At 71.6% G+C, this 19,295-nt stretch carries 12 protein-coding genes; 6 read left to right on the forward strand and 6 right to left on the reverse strand.

The window, feature by feature from the left end; all coding sequences use genetic code 11:
- Nucleotide 1 precedes the first annotated feature (1 nt).
- The 3 genes from B1729_RS05080 to B1729_RS05090 are packed head-to-tail and all read left to right on the forward strand — an operon-like array spanning nucleotide 2 to nucleotide 1,559.
- Nucleotides 2-352 carry a lycopene cyclase domain-containing protein gene (locus B1729_RS05080; RefSeq protein ID WP_163620607.1) on the forward strand — a complete coding sequence of 117 codons (351 nt, stop codon included), beginning with the start codon at nucleotides 2-4 and terminating at the stop codon, nucleotides 350-352.
- On the forward strand, nucleotides 349-669 hold the full coding sequence (locus tag B1729_RS05085; RefSeq protein WP_163620606.1) for a lycopene cyclase domain-containing protein: 321 nt from the start codon (nucleotides 349-351) through the stop codon (nucleotides 667-669). The genes B1729_RS05080 and B1729_RS05085 overlap by 4 nt, the downstream gene beginning before the upstream one ends.
- Nucleotides 666-1,559 (forward strand): prenyltransferase, encoded by an 894-nt coding sequence (locus B1729_RS05090; protein WP_163620605.1) that lies wholly within the window; start codon nucleotides 666-668, stop codon nucleotides 1,557-1,559. The genes B1729_RS05085 and B1729_RS05090 overlap by 4 nt, the downstream gene beginning before the upstream one ends.
- 60 nt (nucleotides 1,560-1,619) lie before the next feature.
- On the opposite strand, the gene B1729_RS05095 is transcribed toward B1729_RS05090, so the two are convergent.
- Nucleotides 1,620-4,553 carry a UPF0182 family protein gene (locus B1729_RS05095; protein ID WP_163620604.1) on the reverse strand — a complete coding sequence of 978 codons (2,934 nt, stop codon included), beginning with the start codon at nucleotides 4,551-4,553 and terminating at the stop codon, nucleotides 1,620-1,622.
- Nucleotides 4,554-4,646: 93 nt separating this feature from the next.
- Nucleotides 4,647-5,774, reverse strand: coding sequence for a S16 family serine protease (locus tag B1729_RS05100; protein WP_163620603.1), 1,128 nt, complete (start codon nucleotides 5,772-5,774; stop codon nucleotides 4,647-4,649).
- A gap of 145 nt (nucleotides 5,775-5,919) precedes the next feature.
- On the opposite strand from B1729_RS05100, the gene B1729_RS05105 reads away from it, so the two are divergent.
- The gene (locus B1729_RS05105; RefSeq protein ID WP_163631064.1) at nucleotides 5,920-7,353 is read left to right on the forward strand and encodes a zinc-dependent metalloprotease; all 1,434 of its coding nucleotides are present in this window, start codon (nucleotides 5,920-5,922) and stop codon (nucleotides 7,351-7,353) included.
- A gap of 776 nt (nucleotides 7,354-8,129) precedes the next feature.
- On the opposite strand, the gene B1729_RS05110 is transcribed toward B1729_RS05105, so the two are convergent.
- Entirely contained in the window at nucleotides 8,130-9,971 is a 1,842-nt protein-coding gene (locus tag B1729_RS05110; RefSeq protein WP_163620601.1) for an ATP-dependent helicase, read from the reverse strand.
- Nucleotides 9,968-10,882: an NAD(+) diphosphatase gene (gene nudC / locus B1729_RS05115; RefSeq protein ID WP_163631066.1), complete on the reverse strand. Its 915-nt coding sequence runs from the start codon at nucleotides 10,880-10,882 to the stop codon at nucleotides 9,968-9,970. The genes B1729_RS05110 and nudC overlap by 4 nt, the downstream gene beginning before the upstream one ends.
- Nucleotides 10,883-10,959: 77 nt before the next feature.
- On the opposite strand from nudC, the gene B1729_RS05120 reads away from it, so the two are divergent.
- Nucleotides 10,960-12,234, forward strand: coding sequence for a phosphotransferase (locus B1729_RS05120; RefSeq protein ID WP_163620599.1), 1,275 nt, complete (start codon nucleotides 10,960-10,962; stop codon nucleotides 12,232-12,234).
- A 56-nt stretch (nucleotides 12,235-12,290) separates the two neighbouring features.
- On the opposite strand, the gene B1729_RS05125 is transcribed toward B1729_RS05120, so the two are convergent.
- A complete protein-coding gene (locus B1729_RS05125; protein ID WP_204260191.1) occupies nucleotides 12,291-15,647 on the reverse strand; it encodes an ATP-dependent DNA helicase in 3,357 nt (1,118 codons plus the stop codon).
- 20 nt (nucleotides 15,648-15,667) lie between these two features.
- On the reverse strand, nucleotides 15,668-18,901 hold the full coding sequence (locus B1729_RS05130) for an ATP-dependent DNA helicase (protein ID WP_204260190.1): 3,234 nt from the start codon (nucleotides 18,899-18,901) through the stop codon (nucleotides 15,668-15,670).
- A gap of 157 nt (nucleotides 18,902-19,058) precedes the next feature.
- Between B1729_RS05130 and B1729_RS05135 the strand changes: the two genes are divergently transcribed.
- A complete protein-coding gene (locus B1729_RS05135) occupies nucleotides 19,059-19,283 on the forward strand; it encodes a DUF3107 domain-containing protein (protein WP_163620598.1) in 225 nt (74 codons plus the stop codon).
- Nucleotides 19,284-19,295 lie beyond the last annotated feature (12 nt).

Consider the following 19,295-nt stretch of genomic DNA (forward strand, 5'->3'; position numbering starts at 1 on the left):
CATGCCGGGTGTGTACCTCACCGCGATCCTCGCCTCCGCCGTCGGCGTGCTGCTGATCGATCGGCGGTGGCGGCTCGCCGCGTGGGCTGCGCCCGGTCGGACGCTCGCCGCGGTGGGCATCGGCATGGTGTTCTTCCTCGCGTGGGACGCGGTCGGCATCGCCACGGGCGTGTTCGTCAAGGGAGACAGCCCGCTGCTGCTGGGGATCGACCTCGCGCCGCACCTCCCCCTCGAGGAGCCGGTCTTCCTGGCCTTCCTGAGCTACCTTGCGCTGGTCGCCTGGGCGGGGGTGCAGCGCGTGCTCGACCGTCGATGGACGGATGCCGCGACCTCGTCGGAGGCGTCCCGATGACGTACCCGCTCATCGTCGTCCCGTTCGTGGTGATCACCGTCGTCCTCGTGCTGCTCACCGCGCGACGCCCGCGCTTCTCCCAGCGGATGACGGCCTCCGCCCTTGCCGCCGGCATCCTGGTGATCCTCACCGCCGTGTTCGACAACCTGATGATCGCCGCCGGCCTCTTCACCTATCCGGAGTCGCTCATCTCCGGAGTGCGGATCGGCCTGGCCCCGATCGAGGACTTCGCGTACCCGCTGTGTGCGGCGTTCCTCGTTCCCGCGGTGTTCACGCTGCTCCGCGCTCGCCCTCGGCGAGCAGAGGTGCGCTCATGACCGCCGCGCCGCCGCTGGGCGCCGGCGCAATCGTGCGACAGCTGTTCATCTCCTCGCGGCCGGTGAGCTGGATCAACACCGCATACCCCTTCGCCGCCGCGTATCTGCTGACCACACGCCAGGTCGACGCGACCCTCGTCATCGGCACCCTGTTCTTCCTCGTGCCCTACAACCTCGCGATGTACGGCATCAACGACGTGTTCGACTACGAGTCCGACCTGCGCAACCCCCGCAAGGGCGGCGCGCACGGCGCGGTGCTCGACCGGCGCCTGCACCGGGCGACGCTGTGGACCGCGGGGCTGCTGTGCCTGCCGTTTGTGGCCTACCTCGTCGTCGTCGGCTCCCCCGCGTCGTGGCTCGTGCTCGCGGCGAGCCTGTTCTTCGTGGTCTTCTACAGCGCGCCGCCGCTGCGCCTCAAGGAGCGGCCGTTCGCAGACTCGGTGACCAGCAGCATCCACTTCTTCTCCCCTGCCGTCTACGCGCTGGTGCTCGCCGAGGCGACGTGGACGCTGCCGCTCGTCGCGCTCATCGTCGCGTTCGCGCTGTGGGGTGTCGCGTCCCACGCGTTCGGAGCGGTGCAGGATGTCGTGGCCGACCGGGAAGCCGGCATCGCGTCGATCGCGACGGCGCAAGGAGCGCGATGGACCGTCCGCTTCGCGCTCGGCTGCTACGCCGCGGCGGGCGTCGCCATGCTCGCGACGAGCTGGCCAGGCCCGCTGGCCGCGGTCCTGGTCGTGCCCTATCTCGTGACGGTCTGGCCCTACCGCTCGGTCCTCGATGCCGACGCGGCGACAGCCACGAGGGGATGGCGGCGCTTCCTGTGGCTCAACCAGCTGTCGGGGTTCGTGGTGACGCTGCTGCTCATCTGGTACGCGATCCTCACCGCGTAGGACGTCGACGGCGAAGGGCCGCCCATCTCTTCCGATGGACGGCCCTTCGCTGTTTCCGGTCTACTGCTCGCCGAGCTCGATGAGCCGCTCGATGGCGGTGGTGAGCCGGGCATCGGCCTCGCCGTACGCGGCCCAGTCCCCCTGCTCGAGCGCGGTCTGCCGGTCGACCAGCGCCTGCTGCGCCTCCTGGAGCGCGGCCTGGTACTCGTCGGTGGGCTCGGCCGGCTCGGTCGGCTCGGTCGGCTCCGCCGACTCGGTCGGCCCGGGCGTCGGCTGCGGCGCCGCGGTCGTGCCCGGCGTGGGCTCGACGTCGGTGTCACCGGCATCGGCACCCGAGTCGCCGCCGAACAGCGTGTCGAGCGCTTCGGTCAGCGTGTCCTCGAAGGCGATGTCCGTGCCGAACGACACCAGCACCTTCTGCAGTTTGGGCAGCTTCGTCGCACCCGAGGACTGTACGAACACGGGCTGCACGTAGAGCAGGCCGCCGCCGACGGGAAGCGTCAGCAGGTTGCCCTTCAGCACGTCCGAGTCGCCCTGCTTCAGGATGTTGACGAACGACGACACCTCGGGTTGCGAGTCGAAGTCGTTCTGCACCTGACCGGGCCCCGAGACCGGGGTATCGGCGTCGATCACCAGCATGCGGAGCTTGCCGTAGTCCTCGTTCTTCACACCGGCTTCGGCCCCGGCGTTCGAGTTGACGGCGAGGTAGCCCATCAGCACGTTGCGCGCGTTGCCGCCCGTCGAGGACGGGATGAACGACGTGAACATCGAGTAGGTCGGCGCCTCTTCACCGGGCATCTGCATCGTGAGGTAGTAGGGAGGCTGCAATGCGCTGTCGTCCTGCGGGTCGTTCGGCGTCTGCCAGCGGTTGTCGCTCTGGTAGAACGACCGTGCGTCGTCGACGTGGTACACGCCCAGGATCGTGCGCTGCACCTTGAAGAGGTCCGTCGGGTACCGCACGTGGCTCATCAGGTCCGCCGACATCTCGCTGATCGGCTCGATCGTCGAGGGGTACACCTTCTGCCACGCCTGCAGGAGCGGGTCCTCCTCATCCCATGCGTACAGCGTCACCGAGCCGTCATACGCGTCGACGGTCGCCTTCACCGAGTTGCGGATGTAGTTGATGTCGTCGAGCGCGAAGCGCGGCGCGGGGTTGCTGGAGTCCGAGATCGCCGAGGTGAGGCTGACCGTCGACGAGTAGGGGTAGTTCGCGCTGAGGGTGTAGCCGTCGATGATCCACACGATCCGGCCGTCGACGACGCTCGGGTACGCGTCGTTGTCGAGCGTCAGGTACGGGGCGACCTTCTGCACGCGCTCGCGCGGGTTGCGGTCGTAGAGGATCTGCGATTCGGAGTTGACGTAGTCCGAGAAGAGGATCTGCTCGGCCTGGAACTTGAGTGCGTACACCAGGCGGTTGAAGACGTTGCCGAGGCTCGGACCGCCGTCACCTTCGAAGGTGGTCTTCTGCTCGCCCGAGGCGGCGTCGCCGCCCTCGGGATAGTCCAGCTCCGCCGGCGGGGTGTCTGCGGGCGCGCCGACGATCGAGTACGGCGGCGAGGACTCGCCGAAGTAGACGCGCGGCTGGAAGTCGTCCTGGTCCGTGAGGAAGCCGCTGGCAGGGATGCCGCGTTCCAAGAAGACCGGATCGCCGTCGCCGGTGCGGTCGTTGCCCTTCGCCACCACGATCCCGTAGCCGTGCGTGTAGACGACGGCGGAGTTCTGCCAGTCCGCCGCGTTGCCGAGCTGGGCGAGGTTGAGCTCGCGGACCGACACCACGGTGTCCTGTGAGACGCCGTCCCGCTCGTAGCGGTCGACGTCGAGCGGGTCGGCGAACTGGTAGTACGACCGGTACTGCTCGAGCTGGCGCACGTTGGGCGAGATGATCGCCGGGTCCATGATGCGCACCTGCGCGGTCGTGGCGGCGTCGTCGCGCAGCTGGCCGGGCTCGGCATCCGTCACCGCGGCGAAGTCCTCCTGTGCGAGGCCGGAGACGCCGTATGCCTGGTGCGTCATATCGACGTTGCGCTGGTAGAACTCCTCTTCGAGCGAGAAGCGGTTCGGCTGCACCTGGAAGGTGTTGACGACCCACGGATAGCCGACGCCGACGACGATCGCCGACACCACCAGCAGCGCGGTGGCGATGAGCGGGTAGCGCCAGCGGCCGATGATGGCGGTGACGAAGAACAGGATCGCGACGATGACCGCCACGATGGCCAGGATCGTCTGGCCGGGGATGATCGCGTTGACTCCGGTGTAGCCGGGGCCGGTGATGCGGTCGTCCGCGCCGGACTCGACGAGCGTCTTGTAGCGGTCGAGCCAGAGGCTCGCCGCCTGCACCAGCAGGTAGAGGCCGGCGATCACCGCGAGCTGGATGCGCGCGGACTTCGAGATGCGCAGCTCGCGCTGGCCGACGCGCACCGAGCCGTACAGGTACGACACGAGCGCGGTCACGAGCAGGCAGATCAGCAGCACCGCCGACGCGAATCCGATCAGGGAGCTCCAGAACGGCATCGCGAACATGTAGAAGCCGGTGTCGAGGTGGAACTCGGGGTCGGTGGTGTCGGTGGCGACGCCGTTGAACCACAGCCACGTCGTCTCCCACTGCGCCGAGGCGGCGAAGCCGGCGAAGAAGCCGAAGAAGACCGGGATGCCCCACATCGCCAGCCGTCGGAGCGGCTCGACGACCTCCTGGTAGCGGTCGAGCTGAGAGCTCAGCCGCGCGTACACCGGCCGCAGGCGGTAGGCGAGCTGGATCGACAGCCACACGGGCACGGCCATGCCGAGGAAGCCGACCACGAACATGACCACACGGGCGATCCACTGGGTCAGCAGCACCTCGGTGAACCCGAGCTGGTCGAACCAGAGCCAGTCGGCGTACAGGCTCGCGAAGACGAAGAACGCCACCACGAGGGCGGCGATGATCGCGAGCGTGATGGCGATGACGCGTCGAGTGCGGGAGGGTGTGGCCGGGGGCGGCGACGAGGTCGTGGTCACCGTCCCATCCTAGGCGGCGGATTCAGGGCGGCCGCCTTGTCCTCCCTGGGCGAACTCTCGGAATCGCGCAACGTTTGGGGCACGATCCCCGCGTCACCCCGCCGTGCAGGTGGGCAGCGCGTCGAGGTCGCCGCCCTCGCGCACCCCGTCCAGCACGGCGAGCGCGTCGTCGAGGTCCTCGACCGAGAAGACCCGCAGATCGCCGGGGATGTGGCCGACCACTTCGTCGCAGTTCGCCTCGGGCGCGAGGAACCATTCGGCTCCGGCATCCACCGCTCCCCACATCTTCTGACGGATGCCGCCGATCGGGCCGACCTCGCCGTCCGCGGTGATGGTGCCCGTGCCCGCGACCTGCTCGCCGCCGTTGAGCTCGTCCGGACTGAGCGTGTCGATGATCCCGAGTGCGAACATCATCCCCGCGCTCGGACCGCCCACATTGTTGAGCTGGATCGTGACGTCGATCGGGAACTCGTAGTCGGTGGTGAGGTTGACGCCGATGAGCCAGACCGTCTCGCCCTCTTCGTCGGTGCCCTCCTTCGGCGTCACCTCGACCGTCTGCTGCTCGCCGTCGCGCTCGATCAGCAGCTCGACCGGGTCGCCCTCGCCCTCGTTGATGACGGCGCGCAGTGCCGACACATCCGCAACCGCCTCGCCGTTCGCCTCGAGGATGAGGTCGCCCTCCTGCAGCACACCCTCGGCGGCGGCGCCGTCGAGGAGCGAGTGAACCGCGAGCGTCGCACCCACGTCATAGCCGAGCTCGGTGAGCGCGGCGGCGGTGGCCTCGTGCTGCGAGTCCACCATCATCGTGGCGCTGTCTTCATTGCGCTGCTCGGTGGTCTGCCCGGGGGGGAAGATCGCGTCGATCGGGAGCACCGCCTTGCTCGGATCGAACCAGGCCATCGCGAGCTCGAACCACGAGGGCGTGCGCTCGCGGTTGCCCTGCACCTGCACGGTGAGGAGGTCCAGCGAACCCTCGGTCGGGTAGGTCTCCGCACCGTCGACGGAGATGAGCGGCACCTCCTCGCCGTCCGCGTTCTCGGCGCTGCCGAGGGTGTTGTACACCGGGCCCGGACGCTGGATGACGTACGACGTCGGCAGGAACGTGATGATCAACAGCACCACCATCGCAACGGCGAGCGCCCACACGCCGGCGAGCGTGCGCCGCTGCATCCGCGGTCGGGGGGCGGGCTCGATCGTCGTGTTCTCGTCGAACAGGGCCACGCGGGACCTCTCTTCCGTGCCTTCTCGATGGGTGCCGGGTCGTTCGCGACCGGCGTAAGGCGTTCGGGGTCCCTGCCGGGGAGTGCGTCGGATGCTGCGACTAGCGTAGAGCGCAACGTCATCGACCGGCTGAAAGGCGGCTGAAGTGGCAGACGACGACACTCCTGGCGACGGGCCCAGCCCCGAGGACGACTTCCAGGAGCTCATCCGCCGGCTGTTCGGGGGTTCCGCGGGCGACTTCGACCCCGAACAGCTCTCGCGGCTGTCGGGCATGAACATCGACCCGGCCATGATGCAGGCGGTCATGCGGCAGCTCCAGGGCGCGTTCGAGAACGCCGACGAGAGCGGCATCTCGTGGGAGATGGCGCAGCGACAGGCGCTCCACATCGCCAACCAGGAGGGGCTCGGCGTCACGGCCGGCCAGCGCACCGATCTGGATCAGGCGTTCGCGCTGGCGACGCTATGGCTGAGCGAGGCGACCACGATCTCGGAGCTGCCCTCTCCCCCGGTGACCCTCACGCGCGGTGCCTGGGTCGAGGCCACCCTCCCCGTGTGGGAGGAGCTCGCCGCGCCCGTCGCGACCAGCATCGCCGACGCATTGACGACGGCGCTGAGCGAGCAGGCCCCCGAGGACATGCAGGGTCTCGTGCAGGGAGCCGGGCGTCTCATGCGCACGGTCGGCGGCTCGCTGTTCGCGTCGCAGCTCGGCCAGGTCGTCGGCAACCTCTCCAAAGAGGTCGTGAGCGGCGGCGACGTCGGCATCCCGCTGATGCCCGACGGCGAAGCTGCGATCCTCCCCCAGAACTTCGCCGACTTCGGACGCGACCTCGAGGTCCCCGACGATCAGCTCGCCCTCTACGCGGCCACTCGCGAGCTCGCGCACGCCCGGCTGTTCCGCCACGCGCGATGGCTGCGCCTGCACGTCATCTCGCAGGTCACGGACTTCGCGCGCGGCGTGCACGTCGACACCGATGCGCTTGAAGACCTCGCCACGCGCTTCGATCCGTCCGAGCCCGAAGAGCTGCGCCGGGCGATCGAGAGCGGCGCGCTGCTTCCGGCGCGCTCCGAGGCGCAGGATGCCGCGCTCGCGAGACTCGAGAACCTGCTCGCGACGGTGGAGGGCTGGGTCGAAGTCGTCACGGAGGACGCGACCTCGCGCCTTCCCTCGGCGCAGCGGATCGCCGAGGCGGTGCGTCGCCGTCGGGCGGTCGGCGGCCCGGCGGAGCGCGCGCTGGGCTCGCTGGTGGGTCTCGAGATCCGCCCCCGCCGCATGCGCGAAGCCGCCGCGATGTGGCGTGCCGTGACGGACGCCGTGGGCCCGGCCGCACGCGATTCACTGTGGGACTACCCCGACCTCATGCCCGCCGCCTCCGACATCGACGACCCTGCGGGACTCGTGGCCCGACTCGAGGCCCGGGCACGCGGCGAAGAGCCGGTGCGCGACGAGATGGACGACGCGCTCGCCCGGCTGCTCGCGGGTGAGGATTCGCCCACGCCGAAGGACGAGAGCGGGGCAGGGGACCAGACGCCGGAGGAGGACGACGGGAGCGGCGCTCCCGGCGATCATCGACCGGTCTGACGCGGCCGGCCGAAGCGCCCCTCCTCCCCAGATCGGGATTCCATCCGATCGGCCCTCTTGCCTGTGGATACCGCCGGAAGGCGAGCTCTCGTACGACAGGATCGGGCGCATGCTGCGACTCGACCCTTCGTATCCTCCGGTGTGGCGGACTGACACCGCGCTCCAGTTCGGCTCGGAGCCGGTCGCCATCCTCGAGGATCCGCAGCCGTGGCAGCAGCGCGTCCTCCGCGAGCTCGAGCGTGGCATCCCTGACGGCGCGTTCGTTCCCTTCGCGCAGGCCCTCGGCGCTCCTGACGACGCCGCGGCCAACCGGTTCCTCGCGCGCATCCGCCGTGCGCTGACGACGGATGCCGCGACGACCCGCCGCGTCGTGCTGCACTGCGCGTCCGACGTGCCCGAGAATCATCGCGATGCGGTCGGCACGGGGCTTTCCGCGGCGGGCTTCGACGTCGACGCCGCGCACCGCTTCGATCCCGTCGGCAGTGCGGACCAGGATGCCGCTGCCGTGGTGTTCGTCGTGCACCGACTGGCCGCGCCCAGCGCCGTCGCCGGGCTCATGGGGGCGGACATCCCGCACGTGCCGGTGACGCTGACCGGCTCGGGAGCCGAGATCGGACCGTTCGTGGTGCCGGGACGCACCGCGTGCCTCGCCTGCATCGCCGCACAGCGTCGCGACGAGGACCCCTCGTGGCCGACCGTTGCGGCTCAGCTGCTCGGGCGGCCGGTCGACAGCGAGCCTGCGGTGCTGTGGGAGGCCGGCATCGTCGCCGGACGACTCATCGCGGAGCGCGTACGGAACCCCTCGGCGACCCGGACGCGGTCGGTGGCTCTGCGCGCCGGCTCCCTGCACCGGAACGTGCGATCGCACCGCCCGCACGCAGAGTGCCGCTGCCGATCTCTCGGAGGAACCGTGACGGCTGCCGCTCCCGTACGCCTCGAGACCACGTCAGCGACAGCGTTCGCCCGGCCCGCGTGATGCCGACGTACGCCAGGCGCCGTTCCTCGTCCACCTGCTCGAACGTGGTCGCGTACGAGATCGGCAGAAGGCCCTCGGCCACGCCGATGAGGTGCACGTGGTCCCACTCCAGCCCCTTGGCCGCGTGCAGCGTCGCCAGGGTCACCGTGCGCATCGCCGGCTCGTCGTGCACCTTCGCCCTCGCCGTGAGCTCGTCGGTGAACGCACGCAGCGTGGTGCCGGCCGGCGCCTCGTGGGCGAGTCGCAGGATTGCGGCGCGGGCCTCCCACGCGTCGCGCAGGGCTCCGCCGGCTTCGGGGGGCTCGTCCGTGAGGCCCCGTGAGCGCAGGATGTCGCGCACCGTATCGACGAATCCGCTTTCGATCGGAGCGACGGATGCCGCCCGCAGCTCCATGACTGCCTGGCGCACCTCGGGCATATCGAAGAAGCGTCGACCGCCGAGCACCGTCGTCGCGATGCCCGCGTCGGCGAGCGCAGCGACCAGTTCGGCGGACTGGGCGTGCGCCCGATAGAGCACCGCAATGTGGCGAGGGTCGGCGCCGGCGGCGATCTGCGCGCCGATCCGCACCGCGACGGCGCGCGCCTCGGCGCGGTCATCCTCGAACGCCGTCACCGTGGGCAAGGATGCTGCGGGGATGGACGCTGCGGGGACGGACGGTGCCGGAGTCGCCGTTGCGGGGATCGGCCCGTCGCCGGTCGTCTCGGTGGCCCGTGACGCGGCGGCCGTGAGGTGCAGCGCGCCCGGGCGCCCGCGCATCAGCTCGTTCGCGACCGCCAGGACCGGGGCATCCGATCGATAGTTCGTCTCGAGCCTGACGACGCGCGCTCCTTCGAAGCGCGTCGGGAAGTCGAGGAGGAAGGATGCGTCGGCGCCCGCGAACGAATAGATCGTCTGGCTGGCATCGCCCACGACGCAGATATCGCGCCGGTCACCCAGCCAGAGCTCGAGCAGGCGGTTCTGCAAGGGCGAGACGTCCTGGAACTCGTCCACGGTGAAATGCCGGTACTGCTCGCGCACCGCCTTGGCCACCTGCGGCTCGGCCTCGAGCATGCCGGCGCAGGCGAGCAGCACGTCCTCGAAGTCGAGCTGGCGCCGCTCATCCTTGAGCTTCTCGTAGGCGTGCTGCAGTGCGACCACCCGGTCGACGCCGAGTCGCCCGACGCCGTTGGGCCGAGCCGCCACGTAGCCGTCGACGCTCAGCATCGACACCTTCCGCCACTCGATCTCGGACGCCACATCGCGCAGCGTCGCCGTATCGGGCGAGAGCCCGATGGAGTCGGCTGCGTGAGCGAGCAGCCGCACCTTGTTGTCGATGATGCCCGGCGCACTGTCGCCGGCGAGCGTCGGCCAGAAGAAGTTGAGTTGCGCCAGCGCGGCGGCGTGGAAGGTGCGCGCCGCAACGCCGGCGACCCCCATCGCCCGCAACCGGCCGCGCATCTCGCCGGCTGCCTTGGTCGTGAAGGTGACGGCCATCACACGCCCCGGCGAATACGCACCCGTGTCGACACCGTGTGCGATGCGGTGTGTGATGACGCGGGTCTTGCCGGTGCCGGCACCGGCCAGCACCACGACCGGGCCGCGCAGCGCCGTCGCCGCTTCCCGCTGGTTCTCGTCGAGCCCATCGAGGACGTCGGAGCTCATGCCTGCTCCGCGTGCCAGTCGGCGATGAGGCGATGCGCGATGGAAGCAGGACCGGGCAGGGTGACCTCGCCTCGGCCGGCCAGCGCCCGGCCGATCTCGTCCCGCGTGAACCAGCGGACCGCCGCGATCTCGTCGCCGTCGGCCTCCGCCGCCGCGTCGTCGAGCGCCGTGGCGAGAAAGCCGACCATGAGCGAACGGGGATAGGGCCATGCCTGAGAGCCGCGGTAGGAGACGACGCCGACAGTCACACCCGACTCCTCGGTGACCTCCCGGCGCACGGCCGCCTCGAGCGACTCCCCGGCCTCGACGAATCCCGCGAAGCACGAGAAGCGGTCGGCGCCCCACAGCGCGTTGGACCCCAGCAGCAGGAGGTCGGGGTCCTGGGCGCTGGTGATGGCCACGATCACCGCGGGATCCGTGCGGGGGAAGTGCTGCCGTCCGCAGTGCGGGCAGCGGCGCGACCACCCACTCTCGCCGAGGATCGTGAGCGTGCCGCATGCGGGGCAGAACCGGGCGTCCAGCAGCCATCGCCCGAGGCTCAGCGCCGCGACGAAGGCGCCGGCATCCACCGCCGACAGTGCCGCCCCGGCCGAGCGCAGACCCGCCCAGCCCGCCGGCGCCGAGAACAGCTCGTCGTCCGAGGACGGGAACACCGCGGCGAGCAGCGCGCCGCCGTCATCGTGTCGCCCGAGGAAGGCCCATTCGGCACCCGCGGGCACGTCGGCGGGAGCCCGCCACAGCAGCGAGTCCGGTGCGGCCAGCGGGGCGGAGTCGCCCGCGATCACCAGCACCCGGGTCGCGGCATCCGCTTTCAGCGCATCGACGAGACCCGGAGCGAGGCGCTCCCCGGCGGCGCGGTCCAAGCCTGGACGTGCCAGCGGCGGAGGGCTCATGCTGTCGGGCGCCGTCATCGAACATGCTCCGCTTCGTCGTTCAGGGCCGGGCGTGGCGCGGGGACGGACGAGCGCGACCGACCTACCCTGGGCACATGGCACGCTCACCCCTCACTCTAGCCGCGTCGGTCACGTCGGCTCTGCCTCGGGTCGGGGTCGTCGGCGTCGGGGCCCTCACCGAGGGGTCGACCGGCCGTTACGACGCCGCGGTCGCCGACCTCGATGACGGGCGGCGCGTCGTCGTGCGTGTTCCCGCCGATGCCTCCGCCGCTCCGGAGCTCGCCGCCGAAGCACGCGCCCTCCGCGCACTCACCCCGGGCGTTCGCGGTCTCCTCCCCTTCCGCGCGCCGGAGCTGCTCGGCGAGGCCGGCCTCGGCGACTCGCGTGTCGTCGTCGTCGATTTCCTTCCCGGCTACCGGGTCGACGCCGCGCACCTGCCGGCGGGGCGCGGCGCAGCGACCTCGCTGGGCGCGGCGCTCGCCGCCCTGCACGCCCTCCCCCACTCGATCGTCAAGGGGGAAGGGCTTCCGGCCCGGACGCCGCCGCAGGTGCGCGCCGACGTCACGCGGCTGATCGATCGCGCCGTCGCGACCCGCCGGCTCCCGGTGAGTCTCGCGCACCGCTGGCATCGCGCGGTGGATTCCGACGACCTGTGGCGCTTCGAATCGGCCGTCGTGCTCGGCGGCGCGGGGGCGGCCTCCTTCCTGTTCGAAGATCTCGACGGCGTGCCGACCGTCACCGGCCTGCTCGAATGGCATGGGCTGTCGATCGGCGACCCGGCCACGGATCTGCAATGGCTCGCGTCGGCGCCCGACGCAGCCGACGACGTCTACACCGCCTACGTGGCGGGCAGCGGCCGTGCCCCCGACGCCCGCACGCGCGAGCGCGCCCGCCTGTACGCCGAGCTCGAGTTCGCGAAGTGGCTGGTGCACGGGCACGACGCCGACCGCGACGACATCGTCGCGGACGCGGTCGAGCTGCTGGAATCCCTGGCGAACGGTGTCGCCGGTGACGACATCGTGTCGGACGCCGCCCTCGGCGTCGACGACGCCATCGCCCTGCTGGAACGCACCCCGGGTCCGGTGGCGCAGATCGTCGACACCTCGATGCACACGGACGCGTACGACCCCGAAGAGCTCGCGCAGTGGGTCGCGGATGACCAGTCCGACACGCGCGATACCGCCGATGTGGTGCCCGACGCCGCGCCGCACCCGTCGGATGACGTCTCCACCGCGCCGATCGCGCTCCCCGTCCGGTCTGCCGCGCCGTTCGGCTCGCCGACGACGACCGACGGCGAGTCCGGCAGGGATGCGGCAGCCGAAGCGGAGCGCGCGTCCGAGGCGGCACTGCGTCGCTGGCGGGCCGACTGATCTCGACGTTTCCGACTGACCCCGCCGTGCTCTGATCTCGGGCGGGTCGGGCGCGGTCAGCCGCGGAGGATGACGTCCTCGGCGACGTAATAGAGCGTGACGTCGATCTCCTCCAGCGGCACGCCGTGCTTGACGTGGTAGGCCTGGCGATAGAGCTCGAGCTGCAGCATCCGCTCGTCCTTCTCCGCAGGAGTCCGCGGCGCGACGCCGGTCTTCCAGTCGACGATCTCGATCCGCCCGCCGCGGTCCTCGCGTCGATACACGGCGTCGAGCTTGCAGATGACGATGTGCGGCAGCCCGTCGGGACCGATCGTCGTGAAGTCGATCTCGGTCTCGACCTCGATCGGCCGGCGCGACGCCCACTCCGACGCGAGGAACCGCTCACGCAGCGCCGCGAGCGCCGTGGCGTCCTCCACGGATGCATCGCTGCCCGATGTCACGCCACCGGACACGTCCTCGTCAGTCTCCCACAGCGCATCGTCGAGCGAGCCGCCGAGACCCGACCGGCCGGAGCGCTGCTCGACCCACGCATGGAAGAGGGTGCCGAGGCGCGTCTGGCGGAACGGCCGCTCGGGCATCGGTCGCGCGATGCCGGCCAGCGTGCCTTCGAGGTCGGCGACGTACTCCTTGTAACGGGATGCCGCGATCCGCGTCGGCGCGGTGTGCACCGGACGGGCGCGACGCGCGTCGCGTTCGGCGAGCAGCAGCGCCGCCTGCGGGTCGAGCTTGCCGCGGGGCGCCGCAGCGGCCTCGTTCACCGCGGCGGCCGCTCGCTCGACGGCCTCGCGGCGGCCGCCGAGGGGGTCGATCGGCCATTGCAGCACGCGCCGGGCCCCCTGGTAGGGATCGTCGCCCGCCTCGTCGTCGGGCAGCGCCACGCCGAGCGCCTCGGCGATCTCGGTGAAGAACACGCTGCGGGTGCGGGGCCGTTTGGTGCCCGACCAGGTGGCGCCGGTGAGGAGCAGATGGTCACGGGCCCGCGTCACCGCGACGTAGGCCAGCCGACGATCCTCCTCGAGCTGCCGGCTACGGTTGGCCTCGACGAAGGCGTCGATCGCATCCTTCAGCTCCTGTTGCGTCTGTGCGGACTGCCAGCCCAGTGCGGGCAGCCAGGCCGAATCGCCGCGGAATGCGTAGGGCAGCACACCGAAGCCGAGCCACGCCTTGGTGTCGCGCGGGGCGCTCGGCAGCTCGTCCTTGACGAGGCGCACGACGGCGACCGCATCCCACTCGAGACCCTTCGACCCGTGGATCGTGAGCAGCTGCACGACGTCGTCCTCGGGCGGCTCGGTGCGCGGCGCGAACTCATCGAGCTGCTCGGCATGGTCGAGCCAGGCGAGCAGGCTCGAGAGCGAGCCGGTCTCGTCCGCCGCGAGGAAGGCGTGCACTTCGTCGACGAACGCCCGCAGCTGTGCCGACGCGATCCGCGCCGGGCCCCGTGACTCGTTCGCCGCCAGCTCGATGTCGAGCCGCAGCTCCAGCTCGATCAGCCGCACCAGCTCCGGGATCGGCATCCCGCTCGCCTGGCGGAGTCCCCCGAAGACGGATGCCGCGTCACGCAGCCGCGCACGCGCCTCGGGCGTGAAACCCGCCAGCCACCCGTGGTCGGGCTTCTGGCGCAGCACGAAGTCGAGTGCGTCGACGAGCGAGCCGTCGTCGTCCCCGGCACTCCCCCGGATGCGCTCGACCACTTCCGGCGCCAGCGGCTGGAGCGCGGCGTCGTGCCGCGCGAGACGCCGGGACAGTGCCGCGAGCTCGCGCAGATCCGGCAGTCCGATCGACCAGCGCGGGCCGGACAGCAGGCGGATGAGCGCCGAGCCCGCCGACGGATCGCAGATGACTCGCAGCGCACAGACCACGTCGACCACTTCGGGGGTGGAGAGCAGGCCGCCGAGGCCGAGGATGCGGTGCGGGATGCCGCGACGCCCGAGCGCATCGCCGAAGCGGACCATGTGCTTCTTGCTGCGGAAGAGGATGGCCCCCGTCGTCGGGCGCCCCTCCTGCGCGCGCTGTGCCCGCACCCGGGCGAACCACTCGGCCACACGATCGGCCTCGGTATCGAGGTCGGAATCGAACCCGAGCTCGACGACACCCCCCGGCGCCCCGGGGCGCGCGCGCAGCTCCTGCACGGACACCGCCCCCGCGGATGCCGCCAGCGGCGCGAGCACGGCGTTCGCCGCCGTCAGCACCGAGGCGCTGTTGCGCCAGCTCGTGAGGAGCGCGTACTGCGCGCAGTGCGCGCCGGGGGCGAAGGCGTCGGCGAACCCGCCGAGGTTGCCGGCGCTCGCGCCGCGCCAGCCGTAGATCGCCTGATGCGGATCGCCGACGGCCATCACGCCGGTGCCCGCGAAGAGCGCGGCGAGCAGGTCGGTCTGAGCCACAGAGGTGTCCTGGTACTCGTCGAGCAGCACCACGCGGTACCGATCGCGCAGCTCGTCGGCCACCGCGGGGTGACTCGCGACCACCTGAAGGGCGCCGGCGACCTGGTCGGAGAAGTCGATGACCCCGAGCCGCAGCTTCTCGGCGGCGTACTCGCGGGCGAGGTCCGCCAGGAGGGCGAGCGCGTCGACCCGGTCGACCGCGTCGGCGACGTCCGCGTAGACGGTCGTCCTCCGGTTGGTCGACGGCAGCTCACGGACGTCGCGGAAGCGCTCCGGGAACGCCGCGAGGGCGTCGAAGTCGACGAGGTTGTCGACGCCGTCGCGGGCGATGCGCAGCGCCGCATCGACGATCGAGCGCACGGCCTCGCCGCGCTCCTCGAGGCGCGGATCGTCGGAGGCGAAGACGACGCGGCGCATGAGGAGCCAAGCCGCGGACTCCGAGAGCACGGCGGCCTCGGCATCCCGTCCGATGCGGAGCGCGTGCTCGCGTACGATCTGGTCGGCGAAGCTGTTGTAGGTGGACACCGTCGGCCGATGCAGCAGGCCGTCATCGGACGAGTCCTGAGGGATCGCGTCCACCCCGCGCGCCAGCGACTCGAGCAGTCGATGGCGCTCGGCGGTCGCGCGCGCGCCATCGGTGCCGGAGCGCTCGAGGTCGCCGAAGGCGTCGAGGACTCCGGCCTCCGCGAGCCCGGCCAGCGCCGGGAGCAGACCATGACGTTCGAACTCGGCCAGGCGCGCGAGGCGCTTCTGGATGCGCTCCGCCAGTTCGCCGGCGGCCTTGCGGGTGAACGTGAGCCCGAGGACCTCGTCGCGGCGGACGATGCCGTTCGCCACCAGCCAGACGACGCGCGCGGCCATCGTCTCCGTCTTGCCGCTGCCGGCACCCGCGACCACGAGCGCCGGGGCCAGCGGCGCCTCGATCACCGAGGTCTGCTCGTCGGTCGGCGGGAACTGGCCCAGTGCAGCCGCGATGACGCGAGCCGACAGGAGGGGGCCTGGCGTGGCGACGCCGCGGGTCGGCTGCTCCACCGAGAGGCCCTGCACGACGGTCACGAGGCGCTCACCGCGCCCACCGTGTGGATACGGCACAGTCCGTAGGCGTGCTCGTCGCGGCAGTGCTCCTCGTAGGGGGCGGTGAACGTCTCGCCGCGCATGACCGTCACGGCGGTGCGGATGCGGCCGAGGAACGCGTCCCGGCGTTCGTCGTCGAAGGGAGGCTGCCACGGCGTCACGTAGTCGGACTTCGTCGCGGTCGGGCGCAGAACGAGGAGCTTCGCCCCGCCGGAGGCGTGTCCGTCGACTTCGGGGATCGCGCCCGACTCGAACGCCAGTTGATACGCGCCCAGCTGTGGGTTGTCGAGCACCTTGGCATCGGTCTGCGGTTCGCGCTTGCCGGTCTTGAGATCCAGGATGACGACGGTTCCCTCCGGGGTGAGCTCGACGCGGTCGATGTATCCGGACAGGATCACGCGGTGCTCCTCGGCGGTGGCAGGGCGTCCGTCTTCGCGCGGAACGTCGTCGAGCGGGATGTCCACCTCGAAATGCGGCTCGGCGCCGATCAGCGTGCCGCCGGCGTCGTCGAAGCGACGCAGATAGAGGTGCAGGCGCCGCACGAGGTCCCGCGCCCGGGTCTGCTCGGCGCGATCGCGCCACGCGGCCTCGAACGTCAACTCGCCCCACCGGGACCGAACCTCCGCCCAGAGGGCAGCTTCGTCGTGCCCGGCGGCGTGCTCCAGAGCGGCGTGGATGATCGTGCCCAGGCCCGCCGTCGTGCCGCCGGGGTCGCCGCCGAGATCCGCGATGACCCAGTTGAGCTCGCACTCCTCGAGTGCGTGCAGGCGCGACGGCGAGACACGGATGTCCTCTCGCGCCAGATCGCGCAGAGGGCCGGTCGAGGTGGGACCCGAGACGCCGTACCACTCGCGCGGCGCCGCGCCGGGGACCCCGGCATGCGCCAGGAGTGCCAGCTGCTCGGCCGCGCGTTCCGCGGAGCTCGCCGTCGGCCCCACGGTCACCGCCCCCGGGCGGCCGGCGACGGAGGGTGCGCGCACGACCTGATGGGTCAGCGTCCGCCGGTGTCGTGCGACGAGACCCCGCAGCGACACCGGGTGATCCAGCTCGAACGGCTCAGGGTCGGGCAGCAGCTCGAAGAAGACGCTGGGGCCGGTGTCGTCGTCGTCCACGGCCGTCACGATCAGCCGGTCGGTGGCGCGGGACAGCGCCCGCGCGAGCAGCCGCAGCTCGTCGTGCATCGCCGCGCGACGGCGGTCGAAGGCGCCCATCGTCTCGCCGTCGGCGCGGGTGGCGGCATCCGCCAGTCGCCAGGTGTCGAGGAGGCTCCCTCGCAGCCGGGTGTTGGGCCACACGCCGTCCTGCACACCCGCGACGACGACGGTGTCGAACTCCAGGCCGAGGGCGCCCGCGGGCGTCATGATCCGCACGCTGTCATCCCGCGTCGGAGCCTCCAGCCGGTCCTCGGCGACGCCGCTGTCGAGGATCGACCGCACGAAGACCCGCGGATCGGCGTCGAGCGATCGCTCCACGAAGCGCTTGGCCGCCTGGAACAGCGCCACCAGGGCGTCCAGGTCGCGATGAGCCTGCTCGGCGAGAGGGCCGTTGCCTCGTGCGAGGTCCGCCCACGTCCGCGCGAGGCCGCTGCGGTCCCACGCGGCCCACAGCAGCTCATGCGCGGTGGCACCGCGGTCGAGATCCTCGCGGAGCGCCTGGAGGGTGCGCGCGAGCGACCCCGCCCGTCGCGCCTCGCGTGTGTCGAGGAGGTCGAACTCCAGCGGCTGCCGCATGGCCGACAGCACCAGGTCGCGGCCGGAGCGCTCGACCGTCTCCGTGTTCTCCGTGTTCTCCGCGCTCTCGGCGTTGGCCTCGAGCAGGCGGCGCAGCTCGCCGTGGCGCAGTGCCGAACGGAGCCGGCGCAGCTCGATCACGTCGAGCCGCCCGTACGTGCCCACGAGGGCCGCCGACACGTCCTCGAAGCTCCAGTCGTCGCGGGAGGCGAGTTCGACGAGCCGCAGCAGGTCTGCCACCGGCCGCACGGCGCCGAGTGCCCGGCCAGGCCCGGCCGAGCGTGCCGGCACCTCCCTGGCCGACAGCTCCGCCTCGAGCGCCGCCACCTGCCGGGTGTCGTGCGCGATCACGGCGCAGTCCCGCCAGGGCACGCCGTCGCGGACGTGTCGCTCGCGCAGCACACGCGCGACGGCGTCGTACTCCTCCGCCGTCGACCGCAGACTGAGCACACGCACCGACTCGTCGGGTTCGGCTCCGAAGGCGGCACCGCGGTGCGCGACGACGCCGACCGCGCCGATCCGCTGGGTCACGCGTCCGACGAGGTCGCGCTGCCACGGTGTGCCGCGGTGCCCGCCCGCGAGGACCTGCACCGCGCCGAGCGACGCCGCCAGCCGCGCGAAGTTCTCGGGTGTCGCCCCGCGGAACGAGCCGGAGCCGACATCGGGGTCACCGAATGCGAGCACGGCCGAGCCACGGGCGCGAACGGCTTCGAGCAGCTCCACACCGCCGAGGGTCAGCTCCTGCGCGTCATCGACGAGCACCACCCGCACCCGGTCGACGGCCGGACTCCCAGCAGGTGCCGTGCGCAGCAGCCCGACGGCCTCGCGGACCAGTCCCGCGGCATCCCGGTGCGCGCCGCGCATGCCGTCGCGCACCTGCAGGTACTCCGCCAAAAAGGAGGACAGCGCGACCCAGGCGGGCAGCTCGTGCCGCTCGCCCAGCTCACGCAGGCGGGTGGGCCCGATGCCGAGCGTCGTGCACTCGGCCAGGAACGTGCGCACTTCGGTGCGGAAGCCGGCGGTGCTGCGGATCGCTGCGCCGAGCCAGTCCGGCCAGCGCGGAGCCCCGGCGGCCTCGTCCTCTTGGTCACCCTCGAGGAGGTCGCGGAGGATCTGGTCCTCGTCGCCGCCGGTGAGCAGCTGCGGCGGGTCGGCGTCGGCGGCGACCGCGTGCGCCCGCACGATCTGGAACGCGTACGACGCGACCGACCGCGCGAGCGGACCGGTGGTCGCCACCCGCACGGCGAGCCCGAGGCGATCGCGCAGCGCCGTCGCCGTCTGTCGCGACGGCGTGAGCACGAGCACGGTGTCTGGATCGACGCCGGCCTCGACGAGCGCCGCCACGCGCGCGACGAGCGTCTCGGTCTTGCCTGTTCCGGGGGCCCCGACGACGACCCCCGAAGCGTCTACGGGCAGCGCCAGCACCGCCTGCTGCGACGCGTCCGGCACGTATGTCGCATGTTCATGGCTCCCCGAGGTCACCCTTCGACGCTAGCGCGGCCGGCCGACATCGGCCGTTCGCCCAGAGCGTTCCGGCCGCGGGCGGATGCCCCTCCGCCGTGTCGTAGAGTTGCCATGCGTCCGGGGACCCTCAGCCTTTCGGCAAGAACACCGTCGCCCCGCGCAGGAGGTCAGTCACGTGGAGATCCGCATCGGCATCGCGAACACCGGCCGCGAGCTCAACTTCGACACGAACGAGCCGGCGGCCGACGTGAAGAAGTCCGTCGCCGCAGCGCTCGACGCCGGCGCCACGCACGTGACGTTCGCCGACGCCAAGGGCAACTCGTACATCGTCCCCACCGCGGCGCTGGCCTACATCGAGCTCGGCTCCGAGGAATCCCGCCGCGTCGGCTTCGTGGCCTGAACGGACTCGTGA

The sequence above is a fragment of the Microbacterium sp. B35-04 genome (assembly GCF_010634885.1).
Classification (GTDB): Bacteria; Actinomycetota; Actinomycetes; order Actinomycetales; family Microbacteriaceae; genus Microbacterium.